Source organism: Alkanindiges illinoisensis DSM 15370 (assembly GCF_000619845.1).
In the GTDB taxonomy this organism is placed as follows: domain Bacteria; phylum Pseudomonadota; class Gammaproteobacteria; order Pseudomonadales; family Moraxellaceae; genus Alkanindiges; species Alkanindiges illinoisensis.
Genome location: NZ_JHUX01000003.1, coordinates 773,069 through 787,562, shown reverse-complemented (window position 1 = coordinate 787,562; position 14,494 = coordinate 773,069). Strand labels below are relative to the sequence as shown.

General features: G+C 44.6%; 15 protein-coding genes and 1 tRNA gene. 7 read left to right on the top strand and 9 right to left on the bottom strand.

Annotated elements, in window-relative coordinates; genetic code table 11:
- Window positions 1-87: 87 nt before the first annotated feature.
- The 6 genes from pstC to cysS form a co-directional block, all read right to left on the bottom strand.
- Entirely contained in the window at window positions 88-1,467 is a 1,380-nt protein-coding gene (gene pstC, locus Q337_RS0104070; RefSeq protein ID WP_026470507.1) for a phosphate ABC transporter permease subunit PstC, read from the bottom strand.
- A gap of 245 nt (window positions 1,468-1,712) precedes the next feature.
- Window positions 1,713-2,750: a substrate-binding domain-containing protein gene (locus Q337_RS0104065; protein WP_407636744.1), complete on the bottom strand. Its 1,038-nt coding sequence runs from the start codon at window positions 2,748-2,750 to the stop codon at window positions 1,713-1,715.
- Between the two features lie 180 nt (window positions 2,751-2,930).
- Entirely contained in the window at window positions 2,931-4,508 is a 1,578-nt protein-coding gene (locus Q337_RS16695; RefSeq protein ID WP_051526544.1) for an inorganic phosphate transporter, read from the bottom strand.
- 424 nt (window positions 4,509-4,932) lie between these two features.
- Entirely contained in the window at window positions 4,933-5,220 is a 288-nt protein-coding gene (locus Q337_RS0104055) for a hypothetical protein (protein WP_156935696.1), read from the bottom strand.
- A 97-nt stretch (window positions 5,221-5,317) separates the two neighbouring features.
- Window positions 5,318-5,393 (bottom strand) — tRNA-Gly (locus Q337_RS0104050).
- A 143-nt stretch (window positions 5,394-5,536) separates the two neighbouring features.
- Window positions 5,537-7,012 (bottom strand): cysteine--tRNA ligase, encoded by a 1,476-nt coding sequence (cysS, locus tag Q337_RS0104045; protein ID WP_026470504.1) that lies wholly within the window; start codon window positions 7,010-7,012, stop codon window positions 5,537-5,539.
- A gap of 177 nt (window positions 7,013-7,189) precedes the next feature.
- Here cysS and Q337_RS0104040 point away from each other — a divergent pair, with 177 nt between their 5' ends.
- Genes Q337_RS0104040 through Q337_RS0104015 form a run of 6 tightly spaced genes read left to right on the top strand, consistent with a single transcriptional unit; the run spans window position 7,190 to window position 11,107 of the window.
- Window positions 7,190-8,185, top strand: coding sequence for a KpsF/GutQ family sugar-phosphate isomerase (locus tag Q337_RS0104040; protein WP_026470503.1), 996 nt, complete (start codon window positions 7,190-7,192; stop codon window positions 8,183-8,185).
- On the top strand, window positions 8,185-8,721 hold the full coding sequence (locus Q337_RS0104035) for a KdsC family phosphatase (RefSeq protein ID WP_026470502.1): 537 nt from the start codon (window positions 8,185-8,187) through the stop codon (window positions 8,719-8,721). The genes Q337_RS0104040 and Q337_RS0104035 overlap by 1 nt, the downstream gene beginning before the upstream one ends.
- 41 nt (window positions 8,722-8,762) lie before the next feature.
- Window positions 8,763-9,323: an LPS export ABC transporter periplasmic protein LptC gene (gene lptC / locus Q337_RS0104030; protein ID WP_026470501.1), complete on the top strand. Its 561-nt coding sequence runs from the start codon at window positions 8,763-8,765 to the stop codon at window positions 9,321-9,323.
- Window positions 9,324-9,363: 40 nt separating this feature from the next.
- Complete coding sequence (lptA, locus tag Q337_RS0104025; RefSeq protein ID WP_407636761.1) at window positions 9,364-9,888, top strand: lipopolysaccharide transport periplasmic protein LptA; 525 nt, start codon at window positions 9,364-9,366, stop codon at window positions 9,886-9,888.
- A gap of 17 nt (window positions 9,889-9,905) precedes the next feature.
- Window positions 9,906-10,682, top strand: a complete 777-nt coding sequence (gene lptB / locus Q337_RS0104020; protein ID WP_051526542.1) for an LPS export ABC transporter ATP-binding protein — start codon at window positions 9,906-9,908, stop codon at window positions 10,680-10,682.
- Window positions 10,683-10,738: 56 nt separating this feature from the next.
- Window positions 10,739-11,107 carry a hypothetical protein gene (locus tag Q337_RS0104015; protein WP_026470498.1) on the top strand — a complete coding sequence of 123 codons (369 nt, stop codon included), beginning with the start codon at window positions 10,739-10,741 and terminating at the stop codon, window positions 11,105-11,107.
- Between the two features lie 111 nt (window positions 11,108-11,218).
- On the opposite strand, the gene Q337_RS0104010 is transcribed toward Q337_RS0104015, so the two are convergent.
- From Q337_RS0104010 to Q337_RS0104000, 3 genes are all read right to left on the bottom strand, one after another.
- Complete coding sequence (locus Q337_RS0104010) at window positions 11,219-11,569, bottom strand: hypothetical protein (RefSeq protein WP_156935695.1); 351 nt, start codon at window positions 11,567-11,569, stop codon at window positions 11,219-11,221.
- 61 nt (window positions 11,570-11,630) lie between these two features.
- On the bottom strand, window positions 11,631-11,948 hold the full coding sequence (locus Q337_RS0104005) for a hypothetical protein (protein ID WP_026470496.1): 318 nt from the start codon (window positions 11,946-11,948) through the stop codon (window positions 11,631-11,633).
- Between the two features lie 110 nt (window positions 11,949-12,058).
- Complete coding sequence (locus Q337_RS0104000) at window positions 12,059-13,201, bottom strand: acyl-CoA dehydrogenase family protein (RefSeq protein ID WP_026470495.1); 1,143 nt, start codon at window positions 13,199-13,201, stop codon at window positions 12,059-12,061.
- A gap of 192 nt (window positions 13,202-13,393) precedes the next feature.
- On the opposite strand from Q337_RS0104000, the gene Q337_RS0103995 reads away from it, so the two are divergent.
- Window positions 13,394-14,410 (top strand): glycosyl transferase family protein, encoded by a 1,017-nt coding sequence (locus Q337_RS0103995; protein ID WP_026470494.1) that lies wholly within the window; start codon window positions 13,394-13,396, stop codon window positions 14,408-14,410.
- Window positions 14,411-14,494 lie beyond the last annotated feature (84 nt).

Genomic DNA, 14,494 nt, shown 5'->3' with positions numbered 1-14,494 from the left:
GTCGTGCTTCAGCAGCAGATCTGTCTTTGCCCGCTTTATTACCATTTGAACCGTCATTCAGGCGATCAGGCGTAATAGAAGAAGTGGTCATTCGTATTGCTCCCGATATTTGCGCACAATGATTAACGCGATCACATTTAACCCCAGCGTAATAACAAACAAGGTAAGACCAAGCGCAAATGCCACCAGTGCTTGCGGACTGCCAAAGTCCGTATCACCCGTTAACTGGTTTACAATGGTTACCGTAATGGTAGACACCGCCGCAAATGGATTACCATGCAGCAGCGGACTATTCCCTGCCGCCAGAACCACAATCATGGTTTCACCAATAGCACGGCTTACTGCCAATAAAAATGCGCCCATAATGCCGGGCAATGCTGCGGGTAATACCACGTTTTTAATGGTTTCCGATTTGGTAGCACCCAAGCCCAAAGAACCATCTCTTAGTGAGCGAGGCACCTGAATAATAATGTCGTCAGACAAGGATGAGATGAATGGGATGATCATGATTCCCATTACCAGTCCTGCAGTCAGTGCAGAGGTGGCGTTGATATTCACGCCCACCAGACTACCCAGATAATGCAGTAACGGGCCAACCACCAGTAGTGCAAACACCCCATAAACAATCGTGGGAATGCCTGCCAGAATTTCCAGCACCGGTTTGGCAAAATTACGGAAACGTGGCGTGGCATATTCAGCCATATAAATCGCTGCCATTAAGCCCACCGGGACTGCCACCAGCATCGCGATAAAACTAATCATCAGCGTGCCCCACAGTAGTGGTAGCAAACCATATCCACCGGTTGCCTGTCCATTTGCGCTAAAGCCCGGACTCCACTCTGTGCCAAAAAAGAAAGTTGCCGGATTAACGAACTTGAAGAAATGCAGTGCTTCACTGAACATTGACAACACAATGCCAAGCGTGGTCAGCACAGCAACTCCCGAACAAAGTGCCAATACAATTTTGAGAAATTTTTCAACAATATTACGCGCGCGTAATTGCGGCACGATTTTACGTAATGCATAAGACAGTCCGGCTGCAGCGATTGCAAACACAACAGCCAGTTTTGCCAGCGGTGCAATCGTCAACACTGATTTAAGCGCTGCTGCGGCTTTTAGCTCATAAGCTTCTGGCTGGTCAGCCACCCCATAACCCGTCGCAATATTTTTTAAACGCTCAAGCAAGGCATCCCACTGTGCTCCTTGCAAGGTTGCAACCACATGAGCAGGAAGCGCTTGTTCCACTATATGGCGCGTTACTATCGGCTCAAAAAATGACCATAAAATTAAAACCAGAAGCGCTGGAACACCACACCACAGTGCAACCAGCGTTGCGTAATAGCCTGGTCTTGAGTGTAACTGGCTGGAATTCCTGCTACTACCGGCCAATGTCTTACTGCGCTTTAACCCCAGTGTATATGCCACCGCCATGAGGATCAGCAAACCACCCAACAATAAGAGATTCATAACTGCTCCACCAATATGTCACAACAGCCTGTGTCCCTGCAGGTGTAACATGCCAGATGACACTTCATGCTTTTCATGTAATCGCCTTCAAATACTCGCTTTCAAGTGATAAATTTCAGTTGATCGCTTTTAATCGACAGTTTTTAGTTGGTAACTTTTTAATCGTTAGTTTTGAGTACTGTTTTTAACTGTTGACATGACAAAATCGGGGATTGCTACCCAACCCCCAGCTTTAATCTAATCAATTACAGCGACTTGCCTTTTTTGAAGTCAGCCAGCACTTTAGCGCGTTCAGCTTTAGGCAAGGCAATCAGACCGGCTTTGTTCAGCTGGCTACCCTGACCTGATACTTTTTCACTTAAGAAAAACTGGGTGTATTCAGAAATTCCTGGAACAGCACCAATGTGTTGAGACTTCACGTAGAAATACAGTGGACGAGATACCGGATATTTGCCAGAAGCAACCGTTTGCTCATTTGGAATCACGCCTTTTACGCTCGCCACTTTTAGCTTGTCGCGGTTCGCATCGTAGAAGCCCAGACCAAAAACACCAACTGCATTCTTGTTTGACGCCAGACGCGCCAGCGTTTCGGTGTAGTCGCCTGCGATTTCAATCACGCGGCCATCTTTGCGAATTGCCGTTTTTGCTTTTTCGTCAGTATCACTCAGGTTGTCCTTATGGAAATATTCATAAGCATCAGCACCTGTTTTGAGTACTTTTTCTTCAAATACTTCGCGTGTACCGTGGTTGGAACCCGGGATAATCAGAACGATTTCCTGATTAGGCAGAGATTTGCTGATCTGATTCCAGTTGGTATATGGATTTGGCATTAGCTTGCCATTTTTACCAGGTACTTTTTCAGCCAGAGCAGCATACAAATGAGAAGGCATTAAATTAAAAGGTTTTTTGCTGGCATCAAATGCAAACACGATACCGTCATAACCAATTTTTACTTCCTGAATTTTTTTTACGCCATTTTTCTTACAGGTTTCAATTTCAGTAGTTTTCATGGGACGTGAGGCATTGGCAATGTCCAGAGAATTTTCCGCAACACTTTCACAAAATTGCTTGATGCCTGCGCCTGAACCACCAGAACCCACCACCGGCGTTTTAAATTGTGGGAATGCCTGACCAAACTGCTCAGCAACAACGCTGGAATACGGCAGTACAGTGGAAGAACCAGCAATCTGAATGGTATCGCGCGCTGCATTGGCAGTGAAGGTCATCCCCATTGTTGCTGCAACAAGTAATGTCGTGGTTAATTTACGGTTAATCCGGTTCATGTCGACCTCTATTTTGCTTTTAAAATTAAAGCCGCTAATCAATTAATGCAGCTTTACTGGCTTGCAGGTATTGTGAAAGGCAAACATGACACTAATATGACAAGTTGATGAAACAAAAAATTTGCCGCCATAAAAAAACCCCTTAAAGATTTAAGGGGTTTTTATGACAATCTGATTAAACTATACGAATTGACGAAATAACCAGTACAGACAACCAGACAATATAATGGAAGCTGGTAACGTGAGTAACCATGCAGATAAAATCATCTTAATGGTTTTTACCTGCAAGCCTGCCTTGTTCGCGACCATCGTTCCCGCGACAGCACTGGAAACTACTTGTGTGGTACTCACGGGCATACCAAACATATCTGCCACACTAATGGTAGTCATGGCGACAGCTTCTGCAGACGCGCCCTGTGCATAGGTCAGGTGTTGCTTGCCAATACGCTCGCCCACTGTCCGCACTACACGTTTCCAGCCCACCATCGTGCCCATGCCAAGCGCAATCGCAACAGCGACCTTTACCCAGATTGGAATAAACTGGGTAGCCTTATCCAGTTGCTCACGGTAGGCCTTCAGCATTTGCTGGTCTACATCATTCAAATGCTTTAAGCCGCCCTCCTTGGAAAGCTGCTTTAAGGCTGTGGCATTGAGATACATGTCATTACGCAGGTTACGGGTTTCCTCGTGTGGCACATTATTTAACGAGCCAAATCGCGCCACATCCGAACCTACTTCATGAGCCAGCACACTAATGGCCTGCAATAGCTCAGGTGTCTGCTGATGATGCTGCAAATACAACGTCACTACATCGCGCGCATGGTCATCCTGCATGCTGATATAACGGTTATCCGCCAGTAGGCTTGAGGATTTTTCTGAAATGGCCGCAAAGGTTTGCGCCTGTGTTTCATCCATCGTGCGGTTGAGTGAATAGGATAATGGCACAATTCCAATCAGGATGAGCATGATTAAGCCCATGCCCTTTTGCCCATCATTGGAGCCATGTGCAAAACTAACACCAGTACAGGTCAGAATCAGCAATACCCGAATCCAGAATGGCGGTGGTGCATCACCCTCCGGCGGCGTAAATAAATCAGGCTTACTCTTAAGCACCTTACGCAAGATTAGCAATACCAGTGCTGCCACTGTAAAACCGATAATCGGGGAAACAATCAATGCAGTTCCCACTTTAGCAACCTGAGTCCAGTCCAGACTACTGGTCGCAATATTGGGTGGTGCCAGCAACTGATTCATCAGGCCAACACCTACAATGGAACCAATCAGCGTATGGGAACTGGATGCTGGAATCCCAAAATACCAGGTGCCCATGTTCCAGATAATTGCCGCAATCAGTAAGGCAAAAATCATGGCAAATCCGGCATTGGTGCCTACATTGAGAATTAGCTCAACGGGTAATAACGCTAAAATACCGTAAGCCACGGCACCACTGGACAGTAAAACACCCAGAAAATTAAAAAATCCTGACCAGATTACTGCAGGATGAGGTGGCATGGCATTGGTATAAATTACGGTGGCTACCGCATTGGCGGTGTCATGAAATCCATTGACGAATTCAAAACCTAGCGCAACCATAAGCGCAAGACCAAGCATTACAAATGAAATCATGGGAATGGGGTTTTGAGAGGCCAGATCAGCATTGAGCTGAATGGCAACATAGATCAAACCACTGAGTACAACAAGCGCAACGAAGGGCTTAAATAGCCAGTGCGCCGGGGCATGAATTTTTGAATGAGGCATTCGCAACTTCTGCTTTGGAATGAAATCGGCGTAATAATCGTTGATTTGAAATAAAACTGAAATATTTTTCTTTTATACTTTTACTAAAATTACGATAACTCTTTATTTTTTAACTGAATTAAATTTCACACTTTAAAAATATTTTTTAGAAAATTTCTATTAAAAATCAATAAAATAGATCAAATAATTTAAAGCTAATCTTTTATTATACCTATATTCCCTTCATCATAAAAAATAACCCTTTATTCCCAATATCATAAAAACTGATATAAAAGAATTACGCGATCGTTATGATGCTTAAAAATAATACTGATATAAAAATTATAAAATGTACATAAGCTAGATTTAGAATGAAATCATTCTTTGCGCTTCTTTTATAGCCTAGATTATTATTGAAAATGCAAAAATTTAGCACAATTACGGGTTAATTAAACGTAAGCATATGATGTTCAACTGCTTCACTGACGCTCTTAAACCAATCAATTCTCTCAATTGGTGGGAAATCTAATAATAGCTCTACAGTTTGCTTTTCAAAACTTATGTATTCTTCACTTGTTGAATTTTCATAGAAAAAATTACCGCACACTACTGTATAAGCATGATCTACTATATTATGAAGTACGATGAATTTGACTATCGTTTTTGGTTCAGATTTATAAACTCTTAAAATAGTTTGCAACTCATTTAACTCATTCATTAATGTTGCTTTCATTTTTTCTATCTATATTAAAATCATAAGTTAGATTAAGAATATTTTTTATACTTTTTACAGGTAAAAAAAAGAACCAGTTTTGGGGCTGGTTCTAAAATGGAGCGGGAAACGAGACTCGAACTCGCGACCCCAACCTTGGCAAGGTTGTGCTCTACCAACTGAGCTATTCCCGCATATTCATTAATTCGTCACAAGTAAGCATTAGACTGCTTGGCGACTTGGTGAGTGGCATTTTATTCAAAAATAAAGAGCTGTCAACTTTTTTTGCATAACTCAATTATTGTTTGAATATTTTTTCACCCTGCTCCTGTCCGCCTTAGTCAGCACGACGCCACGTGGTGCCTGCTTTGCTATCTTCCAGAATAATGCCTTGCGCCAGCAACTCCTGACGAATACGGTCGGCCGCTGCAAAGTCCTTATTGGCCTTGGCCTGCTTGCGTGCCTCAATGGCAGCTAGCACGTCATCTTCTGAAAAACCATTACTACTTGCTTCATCCGCACTGGACTTTAAAAACACATCCGGCTGTTGTTGCAGCAAGCCCAAAATATCACCGAGATATTTAAGCACAGCACCCAACACCCCCGCTTCCCGGTGCTGTTCGGCTAAAATCGCCTCGTTTCTAAACTGTTCATGTTTCAGGGCACGATTAATTTCACGCACCAGCTCAAACAACACTGCCAAGGCTTCTGGCGTATTAAAGTCATCCGACATGGCTTCGTTAAATCGCTCAGTCCAAGGATGCGCCTGAATCTGTTCTGAATTGACCTGTGCCATGACTTGCTGGGCAATGATGTTATTGTCGACTTCTTTAAGCGCCAGATAAAAACGTGATAGTGACTGTCTGGCATCTTTGAGAGCGCTATCGGAAAAATTGATCGGGCTGCGATAATGACTGGACACAATAAAGTAGCGGATTACTTCCGGCGTGAATTTTTGCATCACATCACGAATGGTAAAGAAGTTGCCCAGCGACTTGGACATTTTCTCGCCATCAACATTGACAAAACCCACGTGCATCCAGTTATTTACATAAGTTTCGCCGGTTGCACCTTCACTTTGTGCAATTTCATTTTCGTGGTGCGGGAATAGTAAATCACCGCCACCACCATGAATGTCAAAAGTATTGCCCAGGCAGCAGGTAGACATGGCAGAGCATTCAATATGCCAACCGGGACGTCCATTGCCCCACGGCGATTGCCATGCCGGTTCACTGGCTTTGGCGGCTTTCCATAGCACAAAATCAAACGGGTTTTTCTTGTCAGTTTCTACGTCAACACGCTCGCTGGCACCTGCCTGCATATCGTCTAGTTTACGTCCAGACAGACGACCATATTTTTCAAAACTTTCTACCGCATAATAAACATCACCATTATTGGCGTTATAAGCATGGCCTTTATTGATCAAGCTACCAATCATACCCTGCATCTGGTCAATATATTCGGTGGCCCGTGGTGCCTGATCCGGGGCTAAGCAACCCAGACGCGCCGCATCTTCATTCATGGCATCAATAAAGCGTGAGGTCAGCTCGCCAATGCTTTCATTGTTGTCGCTAGCACGCTTGATAATCTTGTCGTCAATATCGGTGATATTGCGCACATAATTCACCTGCCAGCCTTGCGAGCGCAAAAACCGTACCACATAGTCAAACGCCACCATGACACGGGCATGACCAATATGGCAGTAATCGTAGACTGTCATTCCACAGACATAGAGTCCAATTTGCCCGGAAACCAGAGGTGCAAATTCAACCTTACGGCGTAATTCGGAGTTGTACAGTACAAACGACTTCATTGATGAACTCACAATAAAATTTATGGATTGACACGGGAAAACAGCAAATCATACCTGATGGCTTTTTTTTAACAACCATTAAACAAAAATATTGCTTTGTGTTATTAGGCTTGCTTTGCAATAATTACTGCCTATATAAGTGATATTGCAATAAATACATTAATGAAAGGTGTACACGTGTCTGCAAGCCAGTCTAATTTTGCCTCACAGGATTTTTTAAATAGTGCCCTTGCTACCCTTCAGACTGAACAACAGGCGCTTAGCGTACTGGCGAACCAAATTGATGCACGTTTTGTCAAAGCCTGCAACCTGATTCTGGCCTGCACAGGCCGTGTGGTCATTACTGGCATGGGCAAGTCCGGACACATCGGCCGCAAGATTGCTGCCACATTGGCCTCAACCGGTACGCCCTCGTTTTTTATGCATCCCGGTGAAGCAGGTCATGGTGACCTGGGTATGCTGGTGCCGGGTGATGTACTGGTTGCTATTTCCAACTCCGGCAAAAGCGATGAAATCATGATGCTGATGCCACTGGTCAAGCGTAATGCTATTCCACTGATTACCATTAGCCGGGATGACCGTGGCCCCATGCCACAATTGGCTGAAGTTGCCTTAACGCTGGGTGAATCCAAGGAAGCCTGCCCGCTCGGTCTTGCCCCCACATCCAGTACCACTGCCACACTGGCGCTGGGAGATGCGCTGGCCGTTGCCTTGCTGGAAGCACGTGGTTTTACTGCTGATGATTTTGCCCGCTCCCATCCAGCAGGTGCATTAGGCAAGCGCTTATTGCTGCATGTTAGCGATATCATGCATAAAGGCCGCGAATTACCAAAAATTCTGCCCAATACCTCATTGCATGAAGCCCTGCTGGAAATGACCAGCAAGCGACTGGGTTTGACGGCAGTGGTTGATGAAAAAAATCACGTGCTGGGTGTGTTTACTGATGGTGACTTACGCCGCACCTTTGAAAAAATGAGTTCGATTGAAGGTAGCACGTCTATTGAGCAGATCATGACCAAAACACCTTTAACCATTACCGCCGATGTCCGTGCAGTGGAAGCACTGGAATTGATGAATCACAGAAAAATCAGCCAGTTTCTGGTGGTGAATGATGCCGAAGAACTAATTGGAATTATTACCATGCATGACATTATCAGTGCAGGAGTCAACTAATGGCATCATTTAGCGTAAGGGAACGTGCCAGTCATATCAAGGCACTGGTGCTGGACGTTGATGGCATTTTGAGTGACGGCTTTTTAAGCTTTACCAACAGCGGCGAAGAAATCAAGTCATTCGATATACGCGATGGCTTGGGCATGAAGCTGGTACAGCGGGCTGGTATCAAAGTAGCGGTCATTACTGGTCGCAGCAGTAACATTGTTAATAACCGGATGCAAAGCCTGGGTGTTGACTTGGTGGTCCAGGGCCGTGAGGACAAAGGCATTGCCCTGCGCGAAGTTTGCCAAACATTACAGATTACTCCAGAAGATTGTGCCTATATGGGTGATGACTGGCCAGATCTGGCAGCCATGCAAATTGCGGGGCTTGCCATTACTGTGCCCAATGCCCATGAAGAAGTCCGTAGGCGTGCTAACCTGATTACGCAGGCTTATGGCGGTCGTGGCGCGGTTCGTGAATTCTGTGATGTGCTATTGCATGCCAAAGGTGTATATGCCGACTTGCTGCAAGAGTTTTTGTCGCATCATTAAACTGTCTAGGCCCGTATTTTTCGTATTGGGGTTTTAAAATTATGGATACACGACTGCTCTATGTCATTGCCCTGGGCATTGCGGTGGTAAGTGGCCTGTTTTATTTTTATAGTGGTAAATCAGCACATTTAAATGCCGAGAATAATCAGGATTTGTCCTACAATGCCACCAATATTCATTTGCTAAAAACCACAGAAACCGGGCAACTGGAAGCCACCACTACAGCGAGCAAACTGCAACGCTGGGAACAGGAAAATCGTTCTGAACTGGAGCAACTGCAAACTACGTGGTATCAGCAAGGCCAGCCTGCTGCAACTTTTAACGCTGACAAGGCTATTGGTTACAACAACAATGAAAAAGTGATTCTAACAGGCAATGTTCGTGCCCACCGCTTGGCCAGTAACGAACAGGCTGCCATTACCTTTACTACAAATCAGCTCACCGGTTATCCAAAACAAAACCGGATTGAAACAGATCAACCTGTTTTAATTCAAACTAATCAGGGACAATTTAGCAGTCAGGGTTTGAATGCTAATCTTGATCAGGGTCAATACAATCTATTCCGTATCCGAGGACAATATGCACCTGCTTCCGGCTCCTAAATTCCGTTTAGCCACTACCACTGTCCCGTTTATTAAAGCCATGCAGCACAGTGGTCTGGCACTTCTCGTAGCGAGTGCTGCCCTATGGACGGCAACTCCAGTACTTGCCCTACCCAGTGATAGCAGCCAGACCATTACCCTTGAAGCTGACCGTGCCACCTACAATGAAAAAACTGGCATTACTACCTATACCGGTAATGTCATTATTCAGCAGGGGACAATCAAGATTCAGGCCGACTCTCTGGTCGCTACCCTAAATAAAAACAGACAGATTCAGCAAGTAACTGCCAAAGGCCGTCCTGCCAAGTTTCAGCAGCAGATTAGTGCTGAAAAAGGCATTGCCCGTGGTGAAGGTCAGACCATTGTTTATAATTCCGAAACGGGCATTATTACCATGACTGGCAAGGCTTACTTATTCCAGGATGGTGCCAGCTTCCGGGGCAACACGCTACGTTACAGCATTAGTGGTGGCGATATTGAAGCCTCTGGTGGTAGTCAGGGGCGCATACAAATCATCATTCCCCCTTCTGCCACCCAGAATCAAAGCAAAGTAAAAAGTAATTAAGGAAGGATGACTTTTAAATGGCTGTAACTGCTGCTTTATCTCCTTCCGGCGCACCTGTTGATGCTGCCATTCAAACGCTGACCATTAAACATTTGGCAAAAAGTTACAATAAGCGTCTGGTGGTTAAGGATGTTTCCTTTAGCCTGCAAAGTGGCCAGATTGTAGGCCTTTTGGGGCCAAATGGCGCGGGCAAAACCACCAGTTTCTATATGCTGGTTGGGCTGGTAAAAATGGACAAGGGTGCAATTTTTCTGGACAAACAGGATTTGTCAGAACTGGCCATGCATCAGCGCGCGCGCCGTGGTATTGGTTATTTGCCTCAGGAAGCGTCGATTTTTCGCAAGCTCACTATTGCGCAAAATATTATGGCCATTCTGGAAACCCGCAGTGATCTGAATAAAACGCAGCGGCAAGCACGCCTTGAAGAATTACTGGATGAATTTAATATCCAGCATATTCGTAATTCATTGGGTATGAGCGTCTCTGGTGGTGAACGCCGCCGTGCTGAAATTGCGCGTGCGCTCGCTGCTGAGCCTAAATTTATGTTACTGGATGAACCTTTTGCCGGTGTAGACCCGATTTCTGTGGGTGATATTAAGCACATTATTGAACGTTTAAAAGCGCGTGGTATTGGTGTACTCATTACCGATCATAATGTGCGCGAAACACTGGCAATTTGCGAAAAGGCTTATATCGTCAGTGAAGGGGCAGTGATTGCCGAAGGTACGCCGCAGGAAATTCTCGCCAATGAAACAGTAAAACGCGTTTATCTGGGTGAAGACTTCCGCGTTTGATGGTTTATTTGAATTAAAATTTTTGCTATTTAATATTTCTGATACGGAATGAATCCATGAAAAAGCTAATTTGCCTGCTTCCCGTTGTGTTTATGACTGCTTGCGCCACTGATGGCACCATGAACCCGACTGCGACCACGGCCAATAATATTGGCATGGCCGTGTTTCAGTCTGCAGTTGATCAAACCTGCCGCACCCAGCTCAATAACCGTACTGAATATAAAGTCCTGACCAGCGTATTAACCACTGAGAAAAAACAGGATGTTGAAAATCAGATTTGCGGCTGTGTGAGTACCGAGGCTTCCAAAAATGTAACGATGGTTGAACTGGCTCAGGCAGCGATTGATCCGAATGCACGCGCTACACTGATTACCAATACGGTAAATAACACATTATCAACCTGTGTATCGCGGTTTAAGTTTTAGTAATCTTAGAACCTAGTGACACTTACTATAAGTACGCTTGACTTAATTGTTTAAAATTTAATCTTATTTTTTTAAACGTTTTTAGCTGCAAGTCAAGCTGGTATCTATACTTCAAACAGCTATACATGCGGATTCTGCGAAGAACTCATGACATCCTGTTTCATCAAGAAAAATACAGTAATGATGAAGCTCTTTATAAGCTTTCAGTGGAGATTTATCGCTAGCTAAAAAAATTTTCAGTTCTGGAGAGTTTTCAAAGTTAGTGAGTCTAAAATAAGAACTATTTATTTGTACAGTCGTACAATTTGGTAAGGCAGTAAACTGGTGCCATCTAACTTTGCTAAAAGTAATACTAAAATCAGCTAATTCCAAAAATTTAATGATCAGTTTAGCTTCCCCATTTTTCATTAAAAGCTCACAGCCATTATACTGGCCTGTATCAAATATTGGCAATTTAATCAAAGTTCTACCTCAACTACTCTTAAGTCATTTCATATAATTTAATTGCTGTGTATAGGTTGTATCATTCGTACTTCCACAGCTCATGCTGTGGAAGTATACAGCTTTGAAAAAATTCATCTAAATTTTCATATATTGTAGTAAGAGGATATGGTAAGTGCTCGACTTGTTTTGCCCAGGTTAAATGCACTACAGCAACGCGTTTTGAACCGTCATCAATCTCAAAAAGTGTATCATCTCCGCTACCTCTAGCTAGCATTTTTACGGGTAACTCAAAAATTTTATGGCCAGATGGAATTTCAATCTGCAGCTCTTGAATAAAAGTTTTATGATAATCTGCATCTTCTTTTTCAACTGACCACCAAGGATCAAGCAAATTCATGTGCAATTTTTCTCCATTCTAAAATTTATACTTCTTCAATAACTTTTAAATAATAAAAGCGTTAAACCAGACCTTTGCCCAGTTTAACGCCATGCAGATTAGTAGACTAATTAACGGCCCAGAATTTCACGGGCAACGATTTCTTTCATGATCTCGTTGGTGCCGCCGTAAATGCGCTGAATACGCGCATCTACATAGAAACGTGAAATTGGATATTCAGTCATATATCCATAGCCACCAAACAATTGCAGCAGGTTATCGGCAACTTTGCACTGCATGTCAGTGGTATACGCTTTTGCAGCCGCAGCCGTAGGTACATCAAGCTGACCTGCCATGTATTGTTCAATACACTGGTTCACAAATGCCTGAGTTGCCTGTGCTTCGATCTTGGCCTGCGCCAATACAAAGCGGGTGTTCTGGAATTTGGCAATCGGCTGACCAAACGCCTGACGCTCGTTTACATATTGCAGCGTCACGTCAATCGCACCCAGAATTGCACCCAGCGCAGTAACCGCAATACCCAGACGCTCACGTGGCAATTCCTGCATCATATAGGCAAAGCCCTGACCGGCATTACCCAGCAACTGATTTGCAGGTACTTTTACGTTGTCATAGAACAACTCAGAGGTGTCCTGTGAGTGCAGACCAATCTTGTCAAGGTTGGTGCCTTTCTTGAAGCCTTCTAGATGCGTATCTACCAGCAACAGGGATACACCCTTGGCACGCGCAGCCGGATCAGTTTTAGCCGCAATAATAACCAAGTCAGCATGTTGACCGTTAGAAATAAAGGTTTTGGAACCATTAAGCACATAATGATCGCCTTGCAAAATGGCACTACTGCGCAACGATTGCAGGTCAGAACCAGCCCCCGGCTCGGTCATGCCAATCGCGCCAACCACTTCACCGGAAACCATTTTTGGAATCCACTGTTGTTTTTGCTCTTCGTTGGCAATGTGCAAAATGTAGGGTGCAGCAATTTCAGAGTGTACGGAAATGGCGGTAGACAGTGAGCCATAACCGGCACGCGCCGCTTCTTCAACCAACATCAGGGAATAATTGGTTGGTACACCATAACCACCGTATTCTTCTGGCATGTCAACACACAGGAAACCATTTTCACCCAACTGATTCCAGACGGAACGTGGCATGATGCCTTCTTTTTCCCATTGCTCATAATGAGGCTTGATGTTTTCAGCCAGAAAGCGGCGGAAATTGTCGCGAAACAATTCTAAATCAGCATCATGTGCCAACATAAAAAATTCCTTTAAAAATTGATCTAAAAACAACGGCAGTAATTATGCCATTATACGTGACCGTTTTTGCAGTATTAATACTGATTAATACCAAAACAATTGAACACTTTGGTGCAATACCACCAAGCCATTGTGGCGCGCATTTTGCTATTCTTCTGGCCAGTATCACTTCAGCTTATAAGACATTAAATCATGACAACTTCCCGCCCCCGGCCCCAAGCCAATATCTATAAGGATAATGAACATCCATTTGCCCAGTATGTGCGTATTTTGGGTAAGGGCAAACGCGGTAGCCGCTCGCTTACCTATGACGAAGCCCTGCACGCTTTTGGCATGATTCTGGATGATGAAGTAGAAGATGTGCAGCTTGGTGCATTCTTAATGCTGCTGCGGGTTAAGGAAGAGTCGGTAGATGAACTGGCTGGTTTTGTACAGGCCACTAAAGACCGGATTCAACTTCCGCCTCTGCAAATAGATCTGGATTGGTCAAGCTATGCGGGCAAGCGCAAGCATTATCCGTGGTTTTTGCTGGCTGCCCTGACACTGGCCAAACATGGTTACCGTATTTTTATGCACGGTGCAGCAGGACACACCATTAACCGTCTATACACTGAAGATGTGCTGCCAAAACTGGGCCACGAGATTTGCCACAATAGCCAGCAGGTAGAACAGGCACTGTTAAAATATAATTTTGCCTACATGCCGCTGGCTGCATTTTCACCAAAACTGGGCGATATTATTGAAATGCGCAACCTGATGGGCCTGCGTTCACCTGTTCATACACTTGCTCGCCTGATTAATCCCTTAAATGCGCCTGTTACCCTGCAAGCCATTTTTCATCCGGCTTATCGTGCGTCGCACCAGCAGGCAGCCCTGCGACTGGGTTACCAGAACACCGCCGTGATTAAAGGTGAAGGTGGTGAGTTTGAGCGCAATCCGGACGCGCGCACGCTAGTGGTCGGTATTCAAAATGGCACGGGTTATGAGCTGGAATGGCCAATGCTAAATGCTGCCCGCTCTGATGCCGAGGAAGCTTTCGACCTTGACCATTTTATTGCGGTGTGGCAAGGCACGGCTGAACATGCCTACGGTTATCAGGCGATTACCGGCACGCTAGCATTAGCACTATATAGCCTGCAAAAGGCAGATTCGATTGAAGGCGCATTGAATCTTGCCCAGCAACTATGGCAACAACGTCATGAAAAATAACCTATTGATAAATAAGCTAACCTCTTCATTTTTTAGTGTTGTGTTAGGTACACAAGCACAGTGCTTTGTTTGAATTGCTGTTAA